This window comes from Mesorhizobium sp. WSM4849, from assembly GCF_055811385.1.
In genome coordinates, this window is the sequence record NZ_JBVVPW010000017.1 from 21,837 (window position 1) to 44,901 (window position 23,065).

Annotated in this window: 24 protein-coding genes, 1 tRNA gene and 3 pseudogenes; 12 read left to right on the plus strand and 16 right to left on the minus strand. The window is 63.1% G+C overall.

The annotated features are described in order from the left end of the window. Window positions 1–36: 36 nt before the first annotated feature. The 4 genes and pseudogenes from AC0L3L_RS19985 to AC0L3L_RS20000 all read right to left on the minus strand — a co-directional run. Window positions 37–291 (minus strand): annotated as a pseudogene (locus AC0L3L_RS19985) (SDR family oxidoreductase); the annotation flags it as partial. A 73-nt stretch (window positions 292–364) separates the two neighbouring features. Beyond that, window positions 365–1,110: pseudogene (locus AC0L3L_RS19990) on the minus strand (SDR family NAD(P)-dependent oxidoreductase); the annotation flags it as partial. Continuing rightward, window positions 1,026–2,225 carry an MFS transporter gene (locus tag AC0L3L_RS19995; RefSeq protein ID WP_473527057.1) on the minus strand — a complete coding sequence of 400 codons (1,200 nt, stop codon included), beginning with the start codon at window positions 2,223–2,225 and terminating at the stop codon, window positions 1,026–1,028. The pseudogene AC0L3L_RS19990 and the gene AC0L3L_RS19995, both read right to left, overlap by 85 nt. Window positions 2,226–2,295: 70 nt before the next feature. Then, window positions 2,296–2,484 carry a hypothetical protein gene (locus AC0L3L_RS20000; protein WP_473488488.1) on the minus strand — a complete coding sequence of 63 codons (189 nt, stop codon included), beginning with the start codon at window positions 2,482–2,484 and terminating at the stop codon, window positions 2,296–2,298. Window positions 2,485–2,524: 40 nt separating this feature from the next. Here AC0L3L_RS20000 and AC0L3L_RS20005 point away from each other — a divergent pair, with 40 nt between their 5' ends. Together AC0L3L_RS20005 and AC0L3L_RS20010 are read left to right on the plus strand one after the other, a co-directional pair. Beyond that, a complete protein-coding gene (locus AC0L3L_RS20005; protein WP_473638855.1) occupies window positions 2,525–2,902 on the plus strand; it encodes a GTP cyclohydrolase I in 378 nt (125 codons plus the stop codon). 13 nt (window positions 2,903–2,915) lie between these two features. Beyond that, complete coding sequence (locus AC0L3L_RS20010; protein WP_473488486.1) at window positions 2,916–3,791, plus strand: patatin-like phospholipase family protein; 876 nt, start codon at window positions 2,916–2,918, stop codon at window positions 3,789–3,791. Between the two features lie 247 nt (window positions 3,792–4,038). On the opposite strand, the gene AC0L3L_RS20015 is transcribed toward AC0L3L_RS20010, so the two are convergent. Then, on the minus strand, window positions 4,039–4,422 hold the full coding sequence (locus AC0L3L_RS20015) for a DUF1223 domain-containing protein (protein ID WP_473613716.1): 384 nt from the start codon (window positions 4,420–4,422) through the stop codon (window positions 4,039–4,041). A gap of 24 nt (window positions 4,423–4,446) precedes the next feature. Here AC0L3L_RS20015 and AC0L3L_RS20020 point away from each other — a divergent pair. After that, window positions 4,447–4,656 (plus strand): annotated as a pseudogene (locus AC0L3L_RS20020) (redoxin domain-containing protein); the annotation flags it as partial. 272 nt (window positions 4,657–4,928) lie between these two features. On the opposite strand, the gene AC0L3L_RS20025 reads toward AC0L3L_RS20020, so the two are convergent. The 6 genes from AC0L3L_RS20025 to AC0L3L_RS20050 form a co-directional block, all read right to left on the minus strand. After that, window positions 4,929–5,837, minus strand: a complete 909-nt coding sequence (locus tag AC0L3L_RS20025; RefSeq protein ID WP_473638856.1) for an alpha/beta hydrolase — start codon at window positions 5,835–5,837, stop codon at window positions 4,929–4,931. 66 nt (window positions 5,838–5,903) lie between these two features. Next, on the minus strand, window positions 5,904–6,494 hold the full coding sequence (locus AC0L3L_RS20030) for a TetR/AcrR family transcriptional regulator (protein WP_473488484.1): 591 nt from the start codon (window positions 6,492–6,494) through the stop codon (window positions 5,904–5,906). 240 nt (window positions 6,495–6,734) lie between these two features. After that, on the minus strand, window positions 6,735–7,553 hold the full coding sequence (locus AC0L3L_RS20035) for an oxidoreductase (protein ID WP_473527053.1): 819 nt from the start codon (window positions 7,551–7,553) through the stop codon (window positions 6,735–6,737). A gap of 424 nt (window positions 7,554–7,977) precedes the next feature. Continuing rightward, window positions 7,978–8,054: transfer RNA gene (locus AC0L3L_RS20040), tRNA-Arg, on the minus strand. Window positions 8,055–8,205: 151 nt separating this feature from the next. Then, window positions 8,206–9,690 carry an ATP-binding protein gene (locus tag AC0L3L_RS20045; protein ID WP_473638857.1) on the minus strand — a complete coding sequence of 495 codons (1,485 nt, stop codon included), beginning with the start codon at window positions 9,688–9,690 and terminating at the stop codon, window positions 8,206–8,208. Further along, entirely contained in the window at window positions 9,687–9,884 is a 198-nt protein-coding gene (locus tag AC0L3L_RS20050; RefSeq protein WP_473638858.1) for a hypothetical protein, read from the minus strand. Before AC0L3L_RS20050 ends, AC0L3L_RS20045 begins: the two co-directional genes overlap by 4 nt. Before the next feature lie 112 nt (window positions 9,885–9,996). On the opposite strand from AC0L3L_RS20050, the gene rpmH reads away from it, so the two are divergent. From rpmH to yihA, 5 genes are all read left to right on the plus strand, one after another. Next, window positions 9,997–10,131: a 50S ribosomal protein L34 gene (gene rpmH / locus AC0L3L_RS20055; RefSeq protein ID WP_008833937.1), complete on the plus strand. Its 135-nt coding sequence runs from the start codon at window positions 9,997–9,999 to the stop codon at window positions 10,129–10,131. A 16-nt stretch (window positions 10,132–10,147) separates the two neighbouring features. Next, complete coding sequence (gene rnpA / locus AC0L3L_RS20060; RefSeq protein ID WP_473488441.1) at window positions 10,148–10,501, plus strand: ribonuclease P protein component; 354 nt, start codon at window positions 10,148–10,150, stop codon at window positions 10,499–10,501. A 13-nt stretch (window positions 10,502–10,514) separates the two neighbouring features. Continuing rightward, window positions 10,515–12,329, plus strand: coding sequence for a membrane protein insertase YidC (yidC, locus tag AC0L3L_RS20065; RefSeq protein ID WP_473638859.1), 1,815 nt, complete (start codon window positions 10,515–10,517; stop codon window positions 12,327–12,329). 202 nt (window positions 12,330–12,531) lie between these two features. Next, entirely contained in the window at window positions 12,532–13,170 is a 639-nt protein-coding gene (locus AC0L3L_RS20070; protein ID WP_473638860.1) for a CatB-related O-acetyltransferase, read from the plus strand. Next, complete coding sequence (gene yihA, locus AC0L3L_RS20075; RefSeq protein ID WP_473638861.1) at window positions 13,167–13,826, plus strand: ribosome biogenesis GTP-binding protein YihA/YsxC; 660 nt, start codon at window positions 13,167–13,169, stop codon at window positions 13,824–13,826. The genes AC0L3L_RS20070 and yihA overlap by 4 nt, the downstream gene beginning before the upstream one ends. On the opposite strand, the gene AC0L3L_RS20080 is transcribed toward yihA, so the two are convergent. After that, window positions 13,823–14,554: a TetR/AcrR family transcriptional regulator gene (locus AC0L3L_RS20080; RefSeq protein ID WP_292395926.1), complete on the minus strand. Its 732-nt coding sequence runs from the start codon at window positions 14,552–14,554 to the stop codon at window positions 13,823–13,825. The genes yihA and AC0L3L_RS20080 overlap by 4 nt on opposite strands. A gap of 144 nt (window positions 14,555–14,698) precedes the next feature. Here AC0L3L_RS20080 and AC0L3L_RS20085 point away from each other — a divergent pair, with 144 nt between their 5' ends. Both AC0L3L_RS20085 and AC0L3L_RS20090 read left to right on the plus strand, forming a co-directional pair. After that, entirely contained in the window at window positions 14,699–15,880 is a 1,182-nt protein-coding gene (locus AC0L3L_RS20085) for an HlyD family secretion protein (protein WP_473638862.1), read from the plus strand. A 22-nt stretch (window positions 15,881–15,902) separates the two neighbouring features. Further along, complete coding sequence (locus tag AC0L3L_RS20090; protein WP_473638863.1) at window positions 15,903–17,495, plus strand: DHA2 family efflux MFS transporter permease subunit; 1,593 nt, start codon at window positions 15,903–15,905, stop codon at window positions 17,493–17,495. 144 nt (window positions 17,496–17,639) lie between these two features. Here the strand turns inward: AC0L3L_RS20090 and msrB are convergent, their stop codons facing one another. The 4 genes from msrB to AC0L3L_RS20110 all read right to left on the minus strand — a co-directional run bounded on the left by msrB (window position 17,640) and on the right by AC0L3L_RS20110 (window position 20,367). Beyond that, entirely contained in the window at window positions 17,640–18,140 is a 501-nt protein-coding gene (gene msrB / locus AC0L3L_RS20095) for a peptide-methionine (R)-S-oxide reductase MsrB (RefSeq protein ID WP_095494149.1), read from the minus strand. A gap of 215 nt (window positions 18,141–18,355) precedes the next feature. Next, window positions 18,356–18,913, minus strand: a complete 558-nt coding sequence (locus AC0L3L_RS20100; RefSeq protein ID WP_473638864.1) for a fasciclin domain-containing protein — start codon at window positions 18,911–18,913, stop codon at window positions 18,356–18,358. A 219-nt stretch (window positions 18,914–19,132) separates the two neighbouring features. Further along, window positions 19,133–19,831, minus strand: coding sequence for an anti-sigma factor (locus AC0L3L_RS20105; protein WP_473638927.1), 699 nt, complete (start codon window positions 19,829–19,831; stop codon window positions 19,133–19,135). Next, on the minus strand, window positions 19,828–20,367 hold the full coding sequence (locus tag AC0L3L_RS20110; protein ID WP_473488433.1) for a sigma-70 family RNA polymerase sigma factor: 540 nt from the start codon (window positions 20,365–20,367) through the stop codon (window positions 19,828–19,830). Before AC0L3L_RS20110 ends, AC0L3L_RS20105 begins: the two co-directional genes overlap by 4 nt. A gap of 183 nt (window positions 20,368–20,550) precedes the next feature. Between AC0L3L_RS20110 and AC0L3L_RS20115 the strand changes: the two genes are divergently transcribed. Both AC0L3L_RS20115 and argB read left to right on the plus strand, forming a co-directional pair. After that, the gene (locus AC0L3L_RS20115; protein WP_473638865.1) at window positions 20,551–22,047 is read left to right on the plus strand and encodes an amidase; all 1,497 of its coding nucleotides are present in this window, start codon (window positions 20,551–20,553) and stop codon (window positions 22,045–22,047) included. A gap of 100 nt (window positions 22,048–22,147) precedes the next feature. Beyond that, the gene (argB, locus tag AC0L3L_RS20120; RefSeq protein WP_095494100.1) at window positions 22,148–23,041 is read left to right on the plus strand and encodes an acetylglutamate kinase; all 894 of its coding nucleotides are present in this window, start codon (window positions 22,148–22,150) and stop codon (window positions 23,039–23,041) included. Window positions 23,042–23,065 lie beyond the last annotated feature (24 nt).

Consider the following 23,065-nt stretch of genomic DNA (forward strand, 5'->3'; position numbering starts at 1 on the left):
GTCTTGCTGCGCGTCCGAGGAACGCGCAGGGGCGCCTCAATGTGCAGTCCAGCCGCCCTCGATCGGCAGGATCGCGCCCGTGATCGACGCTGCTTCCTCCGATGCCAGGAACAAGCAAAGCGCAGCGACCTGCTCTACGGTGACGAATTTCTTGGTCGGCTGCGCAGCGAGCAATACGTCTTTCACCACTTGCTCTTCGGTGATGCCGCGCGCCTTGGAGGTTTCGGGGATCTGCTTTTCGACGAGCGGCGTCAGCACGTAGCCAGGGCACACTGCGTTGACGGTGATCCCTTGCTCGGCAACCCTCCAGTGCGACCGTCTTGGTCAGGCCGGCGACGCCGTGCTTGGCAGCAACGTAAGCCGACTTGAAGGGCGAGGCGACCAGCGCATGCGCGGATGCGACATTGATGACGCGGCCCCATTTGCGTTCCTTCATTCCACTGAGCGCGCGTCGGATCGTGTAGAACGACGCCATCATGTCGATTGCGACAACGGCTTCCCATCTCTCGACGGGGAATTCATCGATCGGCGCAACATGCTGGCATTGTTGACCAGGATGTCGACCGCCCCGAACTCGGCGATCGCCTTGTCCATCATGGCCGTGATGGCGTCTCCCTTGCTCATGTCGGCGCCGTCGTAACGGACTGTCACGTGGTGTTCGCTTGCGATGCCATCCCGCAGTTTCTCGATTTCCTTGGTGTCGCCGAAGCCATTAAGGACGATATTGCAGCCTTTGGCCGCGAATGCCTCTGCAATGCCTTGGCCTATGCCGCTGGTCGAACCCGTCACAAGTGCTGTTTTTCCTCGAAGCATCATGGTTCTCCTGGCTCTCCAGGCAACTGCAGCCGGTTCCTTCCGGTAGCTCGTTTCAGAAAAGCAGTGTGGCCGGCCTGCCAAAGGATCGGAAATGCCGTTTGGACATTGAAATGATAGCGATCTCGCAACGTGGCCTCTGGGCAGCAAGGTTACGGCCGAACCGCGGAACAAAGGCCGCTGTCGATCGCCGCCGCAGGCGATCCCGCTGACTAGTTGTTCGGGGCCGTCAGCACGCGTGCGAGTGCCATCGCGGCGATCAGGGCTGCGACGAGAACCGCCACGCACGCAGTCCATCCCAACCGGTCGAAGACCTGGCCGAGGACAAAACCGCCGACGAGACCACCAGCATAGTAGGAGGCGAGGTAGATCCCGCTTGCCGCTGCCTTGTCGCGCTTGGCAGTGCGGCCGACATGGCCTGTTGCAATCGCCTGGGCGAGGAACGTGCCGACCGCGACCAGCGCCATGCCAGCAAGCACGACGGACAGGCTGGTCGACAGCAGCGCGGCAAGCCCTGCGATCGCCAGGGCAAGCGTCAGCGCTATGCCGCTCTTCGGGCCGAAGCGCCTGGCGACGCGGCCGGCCAGCGGCGTCGTGATCATCGATGGCAGGAACACGAAATAGACGAGGCCGAGCGCCATCGGCGACAGGCTGATCGGCTGGGCGGTGAGCTGGAAGTTGACATAGGTGAACGTGCCGATGAAAACGAACAGGATGAGGAAGCCGATCGCGAAAGAATGGAGCAGCTGGCGATCTCTGAAATGCGTGGTCCAAGCGTGCATACCAGGCATCGCGCCGCCGGTCGCCATCATCCGTTCCGTCTTCCTAAGCGTCAGCGCGACAAGCAATGCGCCCGCAATGTTGAGAGCCGCGAAGGTCAGGAAGTTGGTCGAGATGCCGAACGTATCGGCGACCGCCGCCGACATGATACGGCCGAAGAAATTGCTGGCGACATTTCCGGTGACGTATGCGGCGAGCGCGCCGGTCGCCTGCGCTGGCGAAAAATGCTCGGCGAGATAGGCCACGGTCAGCGTGAAGGCGGTCGACATACAGAGCCCTTGCGCGACCCGCAGCAGGGCAAATGTCGTGATGTCGTCGGTCATCGAAAGCAGCGTCGTCGGAATGGCGAGCACCGCAAGGCTTATCCAGATCCCGTTGCGCCGATCGACGTTGCGGCCGAACAGCGCAACGACGATGCCGGCAATGGCCATGCCGAACGTGCTCGCGTTGACCGCAAAGCCCATCGTCGCGCGGCTTACCCCGAACTTTATCACCAGCGACGGCAATATCGCCTGCGTGGCGAAGAGATCGACAAGCGTAAGGAAAGCGATGAGAGCTATGAGTCCGAATCGCCAACTGTCAGCGGCGACCATGCGTAGCGTGGTAGGGGCAGTCTGTTCGACGCTGGTCATTCATATTCTCCGGGAACGATTCGACGTTCCGTACCTGAGCGGACTGGTGGCGGCGCGAAAGGCCGCCGGTTCACGTCGTGTGCTCGTCCATGGCAGCCGGCAGGATATCGGTCGAGTAAAGGATGGCCGGCACCTTGCCGTTGTTCTGCCAACGGGCGAGCAGACCGAATTCGGCGAACGCTGCAGTGGAGCCGAGCAGGACAAGGGCGAGGAGCAATGGCTCAAGCCAGGTGTGGGACGCAATCACTTCATAGGCCATGTCCAGTTCTCCTCCGTGGGCCCAACGTATGGGGCGGGGTATGACGGGAGTGTCACTGGCCAGGCGCACAAAGAGAAATGCTCTGTGTCTTTCGTTTCCATACCAAAAACCTATCGTATGCAGGCAAAACAGGTTGCTTGGCGACTTACATCAGCTCCCTCTGCGCCCCATCCTTGGTCGTCAACGCGACCTTGTAAGACGGCGGCGCCCAAGGAGCTGGCGACTGAATTCCACGCGCGACTTCACTCGATTGCCCCGCTGCGCGCGGCGCTTGCAGATACAGGAGCGCCTGATGTACGATACCGCTCTCGCAATCGACGACGCCGTGCAGCCAGACAGAATCGCTGTCTTCATCGAGGCCGAGCATGGCTGGATGACGTTACGCGGGGTCCGTGCGCATAGCTCGCGCATAGGCTAAGGGGGCCGTACCCATGCCCAGCGATGGCGCTCGACGCAAAACGGCGTTTGTCCTTGCAGGCGGGGGCAGCTTTGGCGCCATTCAAGTCGGTATGTTGCGTTCGCTCGCGCGCCTCGACATTTCAGCGGATATGGTTGTCGGCTCAAGCGTCGGCGCGCTGAACGGCGCCTACTACGCGGGCAACCCAACGATTGAAGGAGTCCGGCAGTTGGAGACGATCTGGCGCGGATTGCGTCGGAACGACGTGTTTCCGCTGACATGGCGGACGATGGTCGGATTCTTGCGTCGGCGGGATTTCCTCGTCGCGTCGGACGCGCTTCAGGGGCTCGTCGACCGTCATCTCCCCTACCGCAACCTCGAGGACGCAAGCATCCCGGCCTACGTCGTCGCGACCGACATACTGTCGGGCGGAACCGTCGTGCTGTCGAAAGGTTCAGCCGCGCAAGCCATCATGGCGAGTGTCGCAATACCGGCGGCCTTCGCACCGGTGCAATTCAATGATCTCTATCTTGCCGACGGCGCGGTATCGAGCAACACGCCGATCAAGGTAGCAGTCGATCACGGCGCGCAGCGCCTGATCGTCATGCCCACCGGTTTTGCCTGCGCGCTCGACAAGCCCCCCGTCGGGGCGGTTGCAAACGCGCTGCATGCACTGACCTTGCTGATTGCACGGCAGTTGATGACCGAATTGCAAGGGCTTGACGACCGCATTGATTATTTTGTCGTGCCACCACTGTGTCCGCTGGTCGGATCGCCCTATGATTTCTCTCATACGAACGAGTTGATCGAGGAAGCTGCAGCAAGCACCGACGCTTGGCTCGCCGATGGAGGCCTCGATCGTCCGCGCATCATTGCGCATCAATTGATGTCCCACAAGCACACGAGTTAGCTCGCCGTTGCCGACATTTCACAGCAGTAGATGATGCGCGGCTAGTGGATGGGTCGTGGCATAGACCCGCCAATGCCGTCGGCAAAAGGGCGCCTCAAGAGATCTTGAGGCCGCCCATCGCGGGAACGGAAATCGACGAGGGGGACAGCCTCCCTGTGTGGCTTTGACACGAGATCATTCCCCCGATAACTATCTGCTTTTATTTAACTATCTGCCCTGTCAATCATTGCGACAATTTCACAGAACGTCAGTCGGTACTGGCTGCGATGATAGGGCCGCCGTTCTTCTCCTGCACCAATATCGCCGTGCGCAGCGAGCCGGCGCGAGTCGGCACCGCCAGCGTGGCCTCTCCCCCGCTCCACTGGCCCAGCTTCACCAGATCGCGGACGACGTGAGAATGGGGCAGTCTGTGACCCTTGTTCTCGCCACGTGCGACCGGCACCTCGATCACCTTCGGGTCGTAGCGAACCAACCATACGTCTGTGCTGCCTGCAGGGGCTTTCCCGCGCCCGATCGTCACGTAGCCATCAGCCAATCTCACGTCCGGCCCTTCGTTGGAGCGCGCGTCCCCGAGCAGACCCTCTACCTCGGAGAGGCGATTGCCGACAATGCTGATCCGCCCGGAGCGGATAGGGCTACGCCGTGCAGCGGTTGAGGCCTACACTGTCCGTTCTGCCGGAGCCATGTCGCGGCGATGGCGCAACTCAAGCCGGCCCTGCGTGAGAAAGGCGTTGAATGCCTGGCGGTGGTCATCACGCCGGTCGAGCGGGCGCAGCTCTATTTCCGTTACCACCCGGCCCCCGCTCTTCTCGCCGCATCCGACCCGAAGCGGGCCTCGCACCGTGCTTTCGGCTTGCGCCACCTCTACGGGCTTAGCCGCACCAGTATGTGCCAACGTCGCCGAGGGGCCCCGATTCTGGCGTTCGCGGGCGGCACCAGCCGGTCGCTGTCGCCGTGGACGATGAGCACCTGGGCCGACCGCCGACGACCACTCGGCGGGCGCCTGCAGGCCCCAGCGGCGCAGGGCGGTCGGCTCGCGCGGTACGTCCCCGGGCTGGCCGGCATGTCGCGCCCCGTCGTGCGTTCCTTCAGCCGCGCGAGGTAGGCGCGCGAGGCTGACCTGTCGTGTATGTCCGTTCAGCCGCCGTTGAGTGCTTCGTCCAGTGCCGTCGTCTGGGCCTTGACGAAGGCCCGGGAGATGGCGGCTTTCGCTTCGATGGCGTCGAAGTTGTGGTAGGCGCCGGGCACTACGTGCAGGGTGCTGGCGACGCCCGCCTGCTGCAGCCGCCGGGCGTAGGTGACGTCCTCGTCGTGGAACAGGTCGTTGGTGCCGACGCCGATCCATGCGGGCGGCAGGCCGGAGAGGTCGTCGTAGCGGGCCGGCGCGGCCAGCGGGGGCACGTTACCGTCCGCGGTGGCGGGGCCGAGGTAGGCGCGCCAGCCGAACCGGTTGCTTGCGGGGCTCCAGAGGCGGAGCCGCCGCGGGTCGATGTCGGTGCGGGTGGTGGTCCGGTCATCCAGCATTGGGTAGGACAGCAGTTGCAGAACCGGACGGATCTCGCCGCGTTCCTTCGCCAGCAGCGCCAACGCGGCGGCCAGACCACCGCCGGCGCTGGCGCCACCGATGGCGATGCGTGCGGGGTCGATGTCGGGTTGGCGGGCGAGCCATTGCAGCGCGGTGTAGCAGTCTTCCAGCGGCGCCGGAAACGGGTGCTCGGGCGCGAGCCGGTACTCCACCGAAACGACGACGATGTTGAGCTGATCGGCGATCCGGCGGCAGAAGCCGCTGTCCTGCGCCGCGTCGCCGAGCACCATTCCGCCGCCGTGGATCCACAACAGTGCCGGAGTCCGAGGCCGGGCCGAAGCCGGGCGGAAGACGTGTACTGACACATCGGCGTTCACGGATACGACCTGCGCGTCCGGCCGCCGAGTGATCCCGGTGAGCTTGGTGAGGACACGGAGCGCGGGAAGCGTTCGGGCGTTGATGATGGTGCGGGGAAGGAACCGCGCGGCTCGCAGCTGTGGGTTGAAGGGTTGCTCGGTCATCGTGTTCCTATCTGATGGAGGGCGACGTCGCCGGGAGTGCCGGGGGGGTAATCGCAGAAATGAAGGTCATGGTCGGAGCTCGGCGTCCACCAGGGCCAGGGCGTTGCGGAGGCCCTGCTCGAGGAGGTCGTCGGAGAGCTGTCGGTCGGTCAGGGCGCGGGAGAGTTGTAGCGTCCCGGCCATCAGGCCGAGGAGGCTGAGCGCCTTCACGCGGGCCGAGGGCGGATCTTCGGGTGCCATGCGGGCGGCGAGGCCGTCGATGACGACCAGCACGCCGTCGGTGTACGCCTGCCTGATTGCGTCCGCGCTGCGCCCGATCTCGTCGAGCAGGGCGGCGTTGGGGCAGCCGTCGCCGGGATTGTCCCGGTGGTGGGCCGACAGGTACCAGCGCACGAGCTGTTCGAGCCCGGCCGGGCCGGGCTCCGCCAGCTCGACGATGTTCGCGTGCAGTGTGTGCAGTTGGTCGGTGACCGCCTCCGCGACGAGGCTGTCCTTGGATTCGAAGTGGGCGTAGAAGGCGCCGTTGGTCAGGTCCGCGTCCTTCATGAGCGTCGCGACTCCGGAGCCGTCGATACCGTCCCGCTTGAGCCGTCGACCGGCCGTCGCAATGATCCGCTGCCTTGTCTCCTGCTTGTGTTCTTTCGTGTAACGCACCATGCGTTCCTCTATCTCAGCCGGGCTTGCGCTCCGGATACTACTATGGCCAGGTCAGTGTGCAGCGTTGGCAAGGAGAGCCGGGACGTTGATCCTCGCGGTCTGCACTTTCGAGTCGTGGGGCTCGGGGAGCCCGCCGTTGGTGATGTACGGTGCGTGGTGGCGGGCCGTCTGCTGGCTCTGCTGCTGCATGACTCTCCTCGGTAGACCTGCGAATGACTGGTTAGTGGATCTCGGCAGCGATCAGCTCGGCATCCGGTTGAATCTGCGGATGACGCGGTCGAAGATCCGCGCCGGGGCGACGCGGTGCACCGCGTTGATGATCCGGGCGGTCGTACCGGCGGTGCGCCGTAGTTTCGGGTTCCGGTCGGTGGCCGCCGCGACGATCACCTTGGCGACGACGGCGGGGTCGTCGCCGCTGCTGAGGTTCTTCTCCAGCAGCTCGTCGTAGTTGCGCCGTCCCGCCGCGTAGAGCGGCATGGCGGTATCGGCCTCCACGCTGTGGCCTGCGAACGGAGTGTTGATCGGGCCGGGCTCGACGAGCAGGACCCGGACGCCGTAATCGCGAACCTCGTGGTCCAGCGACTGGGAGTAGCCCTCGACCGCGTGCTTGGTCGAGACGTAGAGGGCCATGAACGGGCTGGGGACGAACCCGCTGAGGGAGGAGACATTGATGATGCGTCCGCGGCCTTGGACGCGCATGTGCGGCAGGACCGCCTTGGTCGTCCGCATGACGCCGTAGACGTTAATGTCGAAGATGTCCTGCGTCTGGGTGATCGAGAACTCCTCGGCTGCGCCGGTTGTGCCAACGCCGGCGTTGTTGACCAGGACGTCGATGTGCCCGAACCGGTCGATCACCTGCTTGACCGCTAAGGCGACCGATTCGTCGCGGGTCACGTCGAGGTCCAGGTAGCTCACCCCGGCGGGCGCGGTGTGTTTTGCGGTGTTGCGGCCGGTTCCGATCACCTGGAAACCTGCGGCGGCCAAGGCGATCGCTGTGGCCTTGCCGATGCCTGAGGTGGCGCCTGTTACGAGCGCAACCTGCGGAGTTGTTGTCATCATAAGCTCCTGAAGTTTTGAATTACGTTCATACGACAATAGCCGTTGGGCGGTCGCAAGGCAAGGATTAAATTATGTTCGTACTCTCATGGAGGGCGAGACGAGGACCACAGGGGGCCGGGCGGTAACGGTAAGCGGTCTCGCATGGGCCGGCCTTCGAGCTCGAAGTGGATTGCATCTGCGATCCAGCGACCGTGGTCGAGGTCCTAGAGGGCTATCTGGCGACGCTGATCGTCGATGGCCGCAGGCAGGCAGCTTTCGGCCCCTGAGCGGTCAGGACGTGAACTGTTCACACAGAGGCGTTGCCGATCTTTCGCTGCGCCCGCTCAATCGCGCGCTGCACTATCCGAAACTACAAAACCGTTTCAAAAACCGTTTCAGTTTGCTGATTTGAAACGGTGCAACTTGGCTAAGCTTTTGAGATTATTGGCGCGCCCGAAGAGATTCGAACTCCTGACCCCCAGATTCGTAGTCTGGTGCTCTATCCAGCTGAGCTACGGGCGCGCAACAGGCCATGCTTTGCATGGCCCGCGATCCGATCCTTGACGACCGGCCGCGATGTGACGTGTTCCCTAGCGACTGAATTTCCGAAAAGCAAGCCGATCCGGCAAAAGTTTTGCTGTTGTGCCTTGACGAGGATCGGGCGGGGCAAGGATCAGGCCGGGCGGCGCAGGCCGTTGCGGGCCTGGTCGAGCCGGACCGGCTGGTCGGGAATGGTAACCGCGAATGTGGTGCGGCCGCCTCTGCTTTCGACAAGCTCCACCGTGCCGCCATGGGCGCGGATCAATTCATAGGCGATCGCCAGGCCAAGGCCGGTGCCGCCGCTGCGGGCCGAGCCGCGAAACGCCGCGAACAGGTTCTCGCGCGCCTTCGGCGGCAGGCCGGGGCCGGTGTCGGTGACCGTGATGCGGCTGACGCTGCCGACGCGCTCGGCCGACACCTCCAGCCGGCGTACCACCGCACTTTCCGCGTCCGCCGCCATCGCCTGCACGGCGTTGCGGCAAAGATTGGTGAGCACGCGAAAAAGCTGATCGGAATCGGCATCCACCTCGAAAGCCAGATCGACGGCGTTGACGAATTCGATGCCGCCTTCGGTGTCGAGCAGGCCGTGGACGTCGTCGACCAGCTGGCGCAGCCTGAGCCTGCGGCGCGAGGGCGGCGGCTCCTGGGTGCGGCCATAGGCGAGCACACCTTCCGAATAGGATACGGCGCGATCGAGCGCCCGCAGCAACTTCGGCGCGAAGGCCTGCACGGTCGGGTCCTTGACCTGGCGCAAGCGGTCCGACATCAGCTGCGCCGACGCCAGGATATTGCGCATGTCGTGGTTGATCTTCGACACGGCGAGGCCAAGGTCGGCGAGATGCTTCTGCTCGGAGAGCATCTTTTGCAGCCGCTCCTGCATCTGCGAGAGCTCACGCTCTGCAACGCCGATCTCGTCGGCGCGGGCGGCAGGGTGGATGATCCGTCCGGGGTCGTCCGGCGCCTCGGAGAAGGCCAGCATCGAGCGCGTCATCGTCCGGATCGGGCCGATCATGATCAGGTCTATGGCGGCATAGACCAGCATGGCGGTGAACAGCGAGATCAGCAGCGAGACGAAGGCGACGTTGCGCGAATAGATGAGCATGGCATTGCGCAGGCTGTAGTCGGGCATGATCAGCTCGAATTCCTTGTCGCTATCGCCGACCGGGCCGAAAACGCGCAGCATCCGCTCGCCGCCGAAAAACAGCGTGTCCAAAGCGCCGGTCATGCCCTCGACCAGGCCGACGTTGGCGATGTCGATATGCTCGTCGACCTGCGGCGGCATCTCAGCCACGACCAGAAGCCGCGAGACACCCCCGTCGCGCACGGCGATCGCCTTGGCGCCGATCGCCATCAGCACATCGTTCTGGGCGGCGCGGGACAGCGAGGCGGGCTCTCCCTGCACCAGCACGATCGAGACGGCCGCAGCGGTGCTCAGCCTTTCCTTCAGCCAACTCATCCGGTAGCTGGCGATCCAGGGCAGAAAGATAAGGATTTCGGCCAGGAGCACGAAGCCGATGGTGAGCAGCAGGAGCTTGGTCGACAATCCTCGCGACAACGGCACCCTCCGGGCGGCGGTCGTCGCCCGATCGGTCCTTTCATCGGATAGGATTTCACTCATGCTGCTTTTTTCTTCACGATCACTTGATCGAGCGAGATTAGGCTATTTTCGGCTTTTTTGCCAATTTCATCCTTCGTCCCAATACGGGATAAGGCCGCCCGGACTTCGGCCATCACTTCAGCCATCGGATTGACGGTGCCGGATGTCGGCGCCGGATTGACTTCCAAAACCCTTCTTTCTATAAGCCCGCTCACGCTCGGGCCATTCGTCCCGGCGCGGTTTCGATCGCGCCAAAACCGGCCGGGCAAAGCTCCTGTTACAGAGTGACAGAATCAAGAAGGGCCGCACCCCGCGGTATTAAAACAAATGAAGCGTACCTACCAACCGTCCAAACTCGTCCGCAAACGCCGGCACGGTTTCCGTGCCCGCATGGCCACCAAGGGTGGTCGTGGCGTCGTCGCAGCCCGCCGCAACCGCGGTCGCAAGCGGCTCAGCGCCTGAACGGAAGACGAGATCGTTGCCCGCAACCGGCAAGCCAGTGGGAGCACATCCCAAGCGGCTTCTGAAGCGCGCGGAATTCCTGGCCGTCCGGCGTGGCGAAAAGCGCCGCGGGCGGCTTTTTCTCGTCGAGGTTCTGGACCGCAGCGACGCAGAGGCGCCTCGCGTCGGCTACACGGTCACCAAGAAAGTCGGCAACGCAGTCGCCCGCAACCGCATCCGGCGGCGACTGAGAGAAGCCGTGCGCACGCATGCCGCGGGTGACATGAAGCCTGGCAATGACTATGTCATCGTCGGGCGCGAAGATGTGCTTACCATTCCGTTCGGCCAGTTGAAGGCCGAACTCTCCCGCCGACTGCGCGGAACACGATAGGCCAAGGCTTTCGATGGAAAACAACCGGAACTTCTTCATCACCATCGCGCTGTCGGTGCTGATCCTGTCGCTTTGGCAGTATTTTTACGTGCTGCCGCACAGCGAGGCGCAACGCGAGGCGGCCCGTATCGAAGAGCAGCGGCTAGCGGAGCAGAAGAAGGCGGCCCAAGGCACCAGTCCGGGTGGCAGCGAAACGCCGGTGCCGAAGCAAGGTGCCATTCCTAGTGCACCGGGAACCGAAGGCACGACGCCGGCCGGCCGCGAGCAGGCGCTGGCGTCGACCAAGCGCGTCAAGATCGACACACCCAGCCTGGAGGGCTCGATCAATCTCACCGGTGCCCGTCTCGACGACCTCAAGCTCAAGCACTACACGACGACGGTCGACAAGAACTCGCCCGAGATCGAGCTGCTCAACCCGGCGGCGCTGCCTACTGGCTACTATGCCGAGATCGGCTTTGTCGGCAGCGACAAGACCGGCGCGGTGCCGGGCCCGGAAACGACGTGGACGGTCGACGGCAATGCGACGCTGACGCCGGCGACGCCGGTCACGCTGACCTTCACCAACGACAAGGGCCTGACCTTCAAGCGCACCTTCTCCGTCGACAGCGACTACATGTTCACGGTCTCGGACACGGTGCAGAATTCGAGTTCGACCGCCGTTACCCTGTCGAATTACGGCCGTGTCACCCGCTTCGACAAGCCTGCCGTTGCCAGCATCTACGTGCTGCATGAGGGGCTGATCGGCGTCACCGGAACGGAAGGGCTGCAGGAACACAAATACGCGGCCGTCGAGAAGGACAAGCAGTTCACGCCGGGCAAGTCGACCGATGGCTGGCTGGGCATCACCGACAAATATTGGGCGGTGACGCTGGTGCCGACCGAGAAGCAGCCGTTCCAGCCGCGCTACGCCTATTTCGAGGATGGCCGCCCCCGCTACCAGGCCGACTTCCTCACCGACCCGATCAATGTTGATGCCGGCCAATCGGCGACGGTAGAGACCGAGATCTTCGCCGGCGCCAAGGAAGTCGCCAAGGTCAACGCCTATGCGCAAGATCGCCATATCAGGCTGTTCGACCGTTTGATCGACTGGGGATGGTTCATCTGGATCACCAAGCCGATGTTCTATCTTATCGACACGCTCTACAAATTCTTCGGCAATTTCGGCCTGGCCATCCTGGCCACCACCGTCATCGTCAAGGCCCTCTTCTTCCCGCTCGCCAACAAGTCCTACGCGTCGATGGCGAACATGAAGAAGGTGCAGCCCAAGATGCTCGAGATCCGCGAGAAATACGCGGACGACAAGATGAAGCAGCAACAGGCGATGATGGAGCTCTACAAGACCGAGAAGATCAATCCGCTCGCCGGCTGCTGGCCGGTGGCGCTGCAAATCCCGGTCTTTTTCGCGCTCTACAAGGTGCTCTACATTACCATCGAAATGCGGCACGCACCGTTCTTCGGCTGGATCCAGGATCTGGCGGCGCCAGACCCGACCTCGATCTTCAACCTGTTCGGCCTCATCCCGATCACCCTGCCGCATATGTTGATGATTGGCGTTTGGCCGCTGGTCATGGGGATCACCATGTTCCTGCAGATGCGCATGAACCCGACGCCGCCGGACCCGACGCAGGCTATGATCTTTACCTGGATGCCTGTCATCTTCACCTTCATGATGGCCGGCTTCCCGGCCGGCCTGGTCATCTATTGGGCCTGGAACAATTTGCTTTCGATCATCCAGCAAGGCGTGATCATGAAGCGACAGGGCGCCAAGATCGAGTTGTGGGACAATCTGGTCGCGCTGTTCCGGAAGAAACCGTCACCGGCGGAATAGCCGGCGCTCCCTTTTTGCGAATCCAGGAAAGCCCCGGTTCGAACGGGGCTTTTTTCGCACAAGCCGAGCCGCCGGCGAACGGCGAAACCAGTCGGCCCGGCGGTAGACGCCGCCGCGGATGATCCGCTGCGCACGCGGTTGGTGCTGCCGGGCGGATCGCGCTATTTTTGACCTGCCTGTTTTTTCGTCGATGGAGCCATCTATGATAGGACCCAACCCCAACATCAAGCACCCGATCCCGATGCATACCCGCGTCGGCTTCCTGAAGGGACTGGTCACGGCGCCGAATATCGAGATCGGCGACTTCACCTATTATGACGATCCGGACGGGCCGGACAAATTCGCCGGGCGGTGCGTGCTGCATCATTATCCATTCATCGGCGACCGGCTGATCATTGGCAAGTTCTGCGCCATCGCCGAGGGCGCGCGCTTCATCATGAACGGCGCCAATCATGCCATGTCCGGCTTTTCGACCTATCCGTTCAACATCTTCGGTCATGGCTGGGAAGAGGGTTTCGACCCGGCGACCTGGTCGAAGGAATTGCGCGGCGACACAGTGCTCGGCAATGATGTATGGATCGGCATGGAAGCGGTGATCCTGCCCGGCGTGACGATTGGCCATGGCGCCATCGTTGCGGCAAAATCGGTGGTGACGCATGACGTGCCACCCTATGCGATCGTCGCCGGCAATGCGGCCAAGGTGGTGAAGATGCGCTTCGACGACAGGACCATCTGGCGGCTTTTGGCGGCGGCGTGGTGGGATTGGCCGGTGGAAAAGATCAGCCGCAACCTCAATGCCATTCGTGGCGCCGATATTTCTCTTCTGGAGGCAGCGGTTTGAACGCGTTGAACAAGACCGTGGTCGGCACCGAGCTGTTCACGCGGCCATGGATCTTCATCCGCGGTGTGCCGGCAATGAAATTCCTGCCGCCGGAAGGACCGCCGGAGATCGCCTTTGCCGGCCGCTCGAATGTCGGCAAATCGTCGTTGATCAACGCGCTGGTCAACCAGAAAGGGCTGGCGCGCACATCCAACACGCCGGGGCGGACACAGGAACTCAACTATTTCGTTCCGGGAGGATTTTCCGGCGAAGGCGCCGATCTGCCGCCGATGGCGCTGGTCGACATGCCGGGCTACGGCTACGCCACCGCGCCCAAGGAAAAGGTCGACGACTGGACGAAACTCGTCTTCGATTATCTCAAGGGCCGCGTCACGCTGAAGCGCGTCTACGTGCTGATCGACGCCCGCCACGGCATCAAGGCCAAGGACGACGAAGTGCTGTCGCTGCTCGACAAGGCGGCGGTGTCCTACCAGATCGTGCTGACCAAGACCGACAAGATCAAGGCGGCCGGCGTGCCGCGATTGATCGAAGAGACACTTGCAAAAATCAAGAAGCGGCCGGCCGCGTTTCCGTTCGTTCTCGCCACATCGTCGGAAAAGGCCGAGGGCCTCGAGGAATTGCGCGCGGCGATCGTGCTGGCAGCCAATGGTGGCTAGGACTTTGCCTCTAGTGCAATCGTCTGGGTGCTTTCTTCCGTCGCAAGCCTTTCGGTGCCGTAAGCCTTCAGGAACATGCCGACGCCCGACCTGACGATGTGGTCGATTTCATCCTGGCTCGGGGCTTTGGTGCGATAGGCGAATATGCACTGGCGGAAAAGGCCAGCCAGGCACAGTTCGGTGAACTGATAGGCAGCAAGATCGACATCTTCGATCTGCAGCAGGCCGCGCTCGATAGCGGCGTTGAGAAATTCCACGACCTTGTCATGGCCGCGTTTGGGGCCGCGTTCGTAAAAACGCGCGCCCATGTCGGGTATCCTGTCGGACGCGCCGATCACGGTGCGCTGTGCCTGGATGACCTTGGCCGAGGTGATCTTGAGCGATAGTACCTTGCCGAACTTCACCAGCGTCTCGCGAAGGTCGTCGGCTCGGTCGAGCATATCGTACATGTTCTTGAAGATCGTGCCGCGCTCTTCCTCGATCAGCGCCTCGAACAGCTCTTCCTTGTTGGCGAAATAGACATAGATCGTGCCCTTGGAAACGCCGGCCTCGCGGGTGATGTCGTTCATCGAGGCCGCTTCGAAGCCCTTGTCGATGAAGACACGACGGGCGCCATCGATGATCTGACTGCGTTTGATCGGATCCTGCCCGGCCGCTGGGCGGCCGCGACGCAGGCCGTCCAGCACGTCGCACTGGTCCTCGCCGGCGTCGGATCGTGTTTCGCCCATAAAAGTCACACCTCGCAAAATAATTCGAACCAACCGGTTCGATTGCCCTTGATATGGGCTCGTTTTAGCGCTAAGTCAACAGCCGTATCGAACCGAACGGTTCAGTGTAATAGGTTTTCTGCATAGACTCGATAGAGAGATATCATGTCGTCTAACGCGCCCGTCACCGCCGAAGTCCGCCCATTCCCCAATGCCAAGGTCGCTCCGGCCACCGAAGCGCCGGAAGTGCCTGTCCAGCCCGCAATCAGCCCTCCGGCCGAGACGCCGGCAAAGAAGAAGCGTTCGGTGCGCTCGCTTCTGCTGCCCATCATCGGGCTCGGGCTGCTCGGCGCCGGCGTCTGGTACGGCTACGATTACTGGACCGACGGGCGTTTCATGATCTCAACCGACGATGCCTATGTCCAGGCCGACATGGCATTCATCTCGCCAAAAATTTCCGGCTATGTCGATCAGGTCAAGGTGACCGAGAACCAGAAGGTCAAGGCCGGCGACCCGCTGCTGGTCGTCGACAATGGCGACTACAAAATAGCGGTTGCCCAGGCCGAGGCGCAGATCGCCACCTTGAGCAAGACGCTCGACCGTATCGACGCCCAGACCGAGGCGGCGCGCGCATCGCTCGAGCAGGCGCGGGCGCAGAAGACCGCCGACCGGGCAGCAGCCGACAATGCGGCGCGAGCTCAAGTGCGCGCGGCCCAATTGCTCAAGACACATGTCGGCACCCAAGCTCAACTGGATGATGCCCAGACCGCGGTCGAGCAGGCCAACGCCGCCCTTGTAGGCGCCGACGCCCAGATCGCGGCGGCGCAGGCCAATATCGGTGTGCTCCAGGCGCAGCGCGCGGAGACGGCAAGCACGCTGGCGTCGCTGCAGCTTGCCCGGGACAAGGCTGCGCGGGACCTGTCCTTCACCGTGCTGCGCGCGCCCTATGACGGTGTGGTCGGCAACCGCTCGGTCGAGCAAGGCGACCTGATCAGCCCCGGACAGAAGCTCGCCGTCATCGTGCCGATGGACAAGCTCTATATCGTCGCCAATTTCAAGGAAACCCAGCTTGCCCGGCTGGTGCCTGGCGAAAAGGTCAGGATTTCGGTCGACGCTATCGACGGTCATGACTTTGAAGGCACGGTGTCGTCGCTGGCACCGGCCTCCGGTGCGGTGTTCTCGCTGCTGCCGCCGGAAAACGCCACCGGCAACTTCACCAAGGTCGTGCAGCGTGTCCCGGTTCGCATCGACGTGCCGGCGGATGTGCTGAAGACAGGTAAGCTGCGCGCCGGCCTCAGCGTCGTCGCCGCCGTCGACAGCCGCACAGCGCCGGCCGCATCGAACTGAGCGGCCGCTTGGGAGTAATGCCATGGCAACCGCAACCGTGACGGCAGGATCGCCGCCGGCGAGGCCGGCTACGCCTGACGCCGTTTCCACACGGCGCGTCATCGCTTTCCTGGCGATGGTGTTCGGCATGTTCATGGCGATCCTGGACATCCAGATCGTCTCGGCCTCGCTGGCCGAGATCCAGGCGGGCTTGAGCGCCAGCTCCGACGAAATCCCGTGGGTGCAGACCGCCTATCTGATCGCCGAGGTGGTCATGATCCCGCTGTCGGGTTTTCTCAGCCGAATGCTGTCGACGCGGGTGCTGTTCACGATCTCGGCGGCAGGCTTTACAGCGGCCAGCGCGCTGGCGGCGACCGCAACCAATATCGACCAGATGATCGTCTACCGCGCCGTGCAGGGTTTCATCGGTGGCGGCATGATCCCGAGCGTCTTCGCAGCCGCCTTCACCATCTTCCCCCCGTCGCGCCGCGCCATCGTCTCGCCGATGATCGGCCTGGTGGCGACGCTGGCGCCGACCATCGGACCGACTGTCGGCGGCTACATCAGTCACGCCATGTCCTGGCATTGGCTGTTCCTCGTCAACGTCGTGCCCGGCATTCTGGTGACGACCGCGGCCTGGTCGCTGATCGACTTCGACAAGCCCAATCTCAAGCTGTTCAGCAAGTTCGACTGGTGGGGCCTTGCCGGCATGGCGGCCTTCTTGGGCTGCATGGAATATGTGCTGGAGGAAGGTCCCAACAATGACTGGCTGCAGGATCAGGCGGTGTTCATCTGCGCCATCATCATGACCGTCGGCGCGGTGCTGTTCTTCTGGCGCGTCTTCACCGCCGAGGAACCGATCGTCGATCTCAAGGCATTCAGCAACATCAATTTCGCCTTCGGCTCGCTGTTCTCCTTCGTCGTCGGCATCGGCCTCTACGGCCTGACCTATCTTTATCCCGTGTTCCTAGGGCGCATCCGCGGCTACGATTCGATGATGATCGGCGAGGCGCTGTTCGTCAGCGGCTTGGCCATGTTCTTCACCGCCCCCATTTCCGGCATCCTGTCGAACAAGATGGATCCGCGTCTGATGATGATGATCGGCTTCTTCGGCTTCGCCACCGGGACCTGGTGGATGACGCACCTCACCGCCGACTGGGATTTTTATGAACTGCTTATTCCGCAGATCCTGCGCGGCTGTTCGATGATGCTGTGCATGGTGCCGATCAACAACATCGCGCTCGGAACCTTGCCGCCCGAGCGCCTGAAGAACGCGTCGGGCCTGTTCAACCTGACCCGCAATCTCGGCGGCGCGGTTGGCCTTGCCGTCATCAACACCGTGCTGATCGATCGCAACGCCTTCCACTACGCAAGGCTGGCCGAGCATGTGCAATGGGGCAGTGCCGAGGCGCAGACCAAGCTGCAGAACATGACGCTCGACTTCCAGCAGAATGCCGGCCTGGACGCGTCCAAGGCGGCGATCTCCAAACTGTCTGCTATGGTCCAGCAGCAGGCTTCGCTGCTGTCCTTCATGGACGTGTTCTATCTCTTGACGGCGCTGTTCGCCACGCTGGCGATCTTCACCATGGTCATCCGCAAACCGGCAGAACCGGCGGGCGGAGGTGGCGGACACTGATAGCGCAACTTTGCGCGTCCAAAGGACGCGCGGCGCTCTAATGCATGTCGCGCAAAAGTGCACAGCGGTTTTGCGATAACGACATGCATAAGACAACAGCCTAAAGCGCGTCGCGTGAGGCCGGTCAAACGCGAGCGCTTTAGGTCAGGCGGTGGCCGGCTTGAAGGTCAAGGCGACGCCGTTGATGCAATGACGCAAGCCGGTCGGCGGCGGGCCGTCGTCGAAGACATGCCCGAGATGACCGCCGCAGCGGCGGCAATGCACCTCGGTACGGGTCATGCCGAGGGACCTGTCCACGGTCATGCCGACGGCGTTGGGAATCTCCTGCCAGAAGCTCGGCCAGCCGGTGCCGGAATCGAACTTCGTCTCGGAGGAATAGAGCGGCAGGTCGCAGCCGGCGCAGGCGAAGATGCCCTTGCGGTGTTCGTTGAGCAGCGGGCTGGTGCCGGGATATTCGGTGCCTTCCTTGCGCAGCACATTGAAAGCCGCATCGGACAGGATCGCGCGCCACTCGGCCTCGGTCTTGGTGACCTCGAAGGTTTCGGTCGCGTGTGCGTCCTGCGGCCGGCCCATGCGCAGCGCTGCTGCCGTGCCTGCCAACAATGCCACAGCGGCACCGCTCCAAAGAAAATCGCGCCGGATCATCACCATTCCTCCTATGTCCTTTGCCAAATTCGGCCGTCACATGGAAATCAAAAGCTGGTGACGGCCAGCTCCCGACAACGGGCACTCCGCACCTGCCCCACGCCTACAGCGGACGGCGCGGAGTGTACGGTTGCCGATTGCGCGGGTCACGCAAGCGGAACCCGCGCACTCGGCATCGTGCCTCAGCCATATCTTCGCTGGCGACGACCCCTTCGTTACATCTTCGGCAGGAGAACCTTGTCGATGACGTGGATGACGCCGTTCGACTGCTCGACATCGGCGACCGTCACATTGGCGACATTGCCGTTCTCGTCGGTCGCGGTGACCTTGCCGTCGTCGGCCTTGAGCGTCAGCTCGCAGCCGCCAACCGTCTTGACCTTGTGCGCGCCACCATCGTCCATGGCCATCTTGGCGACGTCGGCGGCCATCGCCTTGGCACCGATGACGTGGCAGGTCAGGATCTTGACCAGCTTGTCCTTGTTTTCGGGCTTGAGCAGCGTGTCGACGGTGCCGGCCGGAAGTGCTGCAAAGGCCTCGTTGGTCGGCGCGAACACGGTGAAGGGACCGGCACTTTGCAGCGTGTCGACGAGACCGCCGGCCTTGACGGCCGCGACCAGCGTCGTGTGATCCTTCGAATTGACGGCGTTCTCGACGATGTTCTTGGTGGCATACATGGCGGCGCCGCCGACCATCGGATTTTCGGCATAGGCCGCGGTGGCGAGCGCGGAGACGGCGACCGTTCCGGCAAGCAAAAGGGTGGCGAACTTACGCATTATTTCTATCTCCTCAGTTTATTTCTTCCCCTCTTTTGGGGCGCAAGGAGATACGGGGGATAAATGCCCGAGTTTCGCCCGTTCAGGAGAAAATTTTATTTTTTATAACGGCGAGCATGATTTTCAGGGCAGGAACCTTACAGCCTGCATGCTTCCAAGCTAACGTCACCACAGGCGATAGATTTAAAATCTTCTCGAAAAGTCGGCAGACAGAGGCGATCAGATGCTCTTCAGATCGCCCGCAGCGACCACAGGGCCGGTCGGCTGGCCGGTCGGCGAACCGCCGGCCGGTTCAAGGCTGACCGCAAGAACGGCGCCCTGCGCAAGTTTTTCCTGCACGGCCGGGGAGATGGTCATACGCGCGGTCTGACCGGCCGGGATGACGCCCATCGAGACCGGCGCGTTCTTGCCCTCGATCATCCACAGCTCGAAATCCTTGCCGGCGGCGCGCTCGCCGGAGACATGCGACAAGCCAACCTCGCGATGGGCGGCGTCATAGACGGCAAGGTATTTGACTTCGCTGCCGTCGGCAGCCAACGAGGCGATGAGCCGCGGCTGCTCGACCGGCGGATTGAAGTACGGCACGGCGACATAGATCGCCAGCGCCGCGACAGCAGCGGCGGCAAGGCCGCGCCAGAAGGCAAGGCTCGACCACAGACCGGCGCGAGGCCCTGCAACGAACAGCCGGCGATCCAATGCCTCCTTGACCCTGATCGGGGGCTCTGTCTCCGGATAGGCGGCGGCCATCGGCGAAAGATGCGCCTCCCAGGCATCGACAAGGCGCGCGAAAGCGGCGTCCGCGTCGATGCGGCGTGACGCGATCTCGCGTTCGTCCGCGTCAAGCACGCCAAGAGCGTATTCGGCGGCGAACAGGTCGTCGCCCCCAGGTTCCGGTCCGCTATCCTCTGCCGGCGTCATCTTTCCAGACACTCTCTGAGCTTCAACAGGCTGCGCCGCAGCCAGGTCCGCATCGTGTTCAGCGGCACGCCGTGGCGTGCGGCCAGTTCGGCATAGCTTTCGCCGTCCAGATAGGCGCCCCGGACGGCCGCCGCCCGGTCCTTTTCCAATTCATCGAGACAACGATAGATGCGCTCGGATTCACCGCCCGCAACAGCCGCAGCCTCCGGTCCCGGCGCCGGATCGGCCACGTCCAGCGCGGCATCGATGTAGGCGGCAGGCTCTCGCCGCGCCCTTATCCGGTCGATCGCATGATTGCGCGCAATGGCCACCAGCCAGGAAATCGGGCTTAGATCCGAGACGGCGAAACGATCCGCCTTCGTCCATATCTTGACGAAGACCTCTTGCAGCGCCTCTTCTGCCTCTCCCCGGTCCTTCAATACACGAAGGCAGACGCCAAAAAGTTTCGCGCTGGTCTGCCGGTAGAGCAGATCGAACGCAGCCCGGTCCTTCATCGAAGTCCGGACAATCAGATTGCTGATATCCTGCGGCGTCATCGGCTGTCAAATTAGGCGATTGCAATCTATTTGCAACGGCGGAAGCGTTCTGGGCAGCGAGAGCGTCGTGAACTTCGATTGCCAAGAAAAGAGCCGATTTTGTTTGAGCATCGGATTTTCTCAAAACCGGTTTCCACTTTTGGGTCCGATGCTCTAGCTTGCCAATATTTGGGGGAAGCAAGAATGTCCGTCGAACAGGCCTTGTGGGAACATGACGCAATCGGCCTGGCCGGCCTGGTGCGCAAGGGAGAAATCTCGCCGCAGGAGCTCATCGATGCGGCGATCGCGCGGGCCGAGGCCACTCGCCCGGACATCAATGCCATCGCCGAGCCGCTTTACGAGGCGGCGCGGACGCGGGCGAAAACCATCGACCGCAAGCTGCCACTGGCCGGTGTGCCCTTTGCCCTGAAGGATCTCGGCATCGCCATGAAAGGCGTGCCGACGCACGGCGGCAGCCGCATTCCGGCTTTCGTTGCCGATTTCGACTCGGTGATGACCGAACGCCATCTGGCCGCCGGCCTTGTCCCGATCGCCACCAGCACCTCGCCCGAACATGGGCTGAGGCTGATGACCGAATCCACCGCTTTCGGCATCACCCGCAATCCGTGGAATACGGCCCATACCAGCGGCGGCTCGTCCGGGGGTGCGGCGGCGCTGGTCGCGGCCGGCGTCGTGCCGGTGGCACATGCTTCGGATGGCGGTGGCTCGATCCGTGTTCCCGCCGCCTGCACCGGGCTGGTCGGGCTGAAAACCTCGCGCGGCCGTGTGCCGCTGTCGCCGCTCGTCACCGAAAGCTGGTACGGTCTGGTCGTCGACCACGCCATTGCCCGCTCGGTCCGGGATTCGGCCTTGCTGCTCGACCTGACGCATGGACCCGATCCGCTGTCACCGTATGCGGCGCCGCCGCCGAGGGGAACTTTTGCCGCCGCGGCGGCGCGCGACCCCGGCAAGCTGAAACTGGCCGTCTATCGGAAATCGCCGCTCGGCCTGCCGATATCGGCCGAGACGCTGACGGCGCTGGACACGGCTGTGGCATTGGCGCGCGAAGGCGGCCACACGATCGAGGAGATCGATCTGTCCTATATCGGCCGCGACTTCATCGCCGACTTCGCCAGGACGGTGGCTGCGGCAGTCGCCGGCGCGATGCGCATTGAAGTCTTGCGCGTCGGCCGCTCCGTTTCGGGCGACGTCGAGCGCGCCACGCGTCTGATGAGCCGCTTCGGCGAGATCGTCTCGGCCGGCGAGATCTACGCCGGCCTGCAGCGGCTGCACGCCACGTCGCGCCGCCTGATCACCGAGACCGCGCCGTACGATGCCGTGCTGATGCCTGTTATCGCCCATCCGCCGCTCGCCTGCGGCGCCATGGACCCGAAGGGCGCCGATGCGTTCATAGAGGACGTGCTCGACAGGCTGCGGCTTGCCCGTCTGCTGAAATTCAAGCCGCTGTTCGGCCAGTTGATGGACAAGAGCCTATGGTTCACCCACTGGCCGGCGATCCAGAACGTCAGCGGCCAGCCGTCGATCGCGCTGCCTGTCCATGTCACCGATGCCGGCCTGCCGCTCGGCATCCAGGCCGCCGGCCGACCCGGCGACGAGGAGACCTTGTTGTCCTTCGCCGCGCAAATGGAAAAGATTTCGGGATGGCAGGAGCGGCGGGCGCCGCTGCAGTTGCCGGCATAAAAGCGGGCCGATTTCACCTGATGTGACAGCAAAGCCGTTTGCCCCCTGCTCCAATTCCCGCTAAGACGCCGCCGTTCATGCCAAGCTGGGAACCATGCCGATGACGGACCTCGCCGCCACCGCCGAAATGCAGGCCGCTCTGCTTTCGAGGGCGCTGCCCTATATGCAGCGCTACGAAAACAAGACGGTCGTGGTGAAATATGGCGGCCATGCCATGGGCGACATTGCACTCGGCAAGGCCTTCGCCCGCGACATCGCGCTGCTGAAACAATCCGGCGTCAACCCGATCGTCGTCCATGGCGGCGGGCCGCAGATCGGCGCCATGCTGAGCAAGATGGGCATCGAATCGAAGTTCGAGGGCGGCCTGCGCGTCACCGACCAGAAGACGGTCGAGATCGTCGAGATGGTGCTGGCCGGCTCGATCAACAAGGAGATCGTCGCGCTGATCAATGCCGAGGGCGAATGGGCGATCGGCCTGTGCGGCAAGGACGGCAATATGGTTTTCGCCGAAAAGGCGCGCAAGACCATGATCGACCCGGACTCCAATATCGAGCGCGTGCTCGATCTCGGCTTCGTCGGCGAGCCGATCGAGGTCGACCGCACGCTGCTCGACCTTCTGGCGCGGTCCGAAATGATCCCGGTGCTGGCGCCGGTGGCGCCGGGCCGCGACGGCCACACCTACAACATCAATGCCGACACCTTCGCCGGCGCGATTGCCGGTGCCTGCCAGGCGACACGCCTTCTGTTCCTCACCGACGTGCCCGGCGTGCTCGACAAGAACAAGAAGCTCATCGATGAGCTGACCGTGGCCGAGGCCAAGGCCTTGATCAAGGACGGCACGGTGTCGGGCGGCATGATCCCCAAGGTCGAGACCTGCATCGAGGCGATCGAGCGCGGCGTCGAGGGCGTCGTCATCCTCAACGGCAAGACGCCGCATTCCGTGCTGCTCGAACTGTTTACCGAACACGGCGCCGGCACGCTGATCGTGCCTTGAGCGCAGGCTGACAGCTTGCCGGGC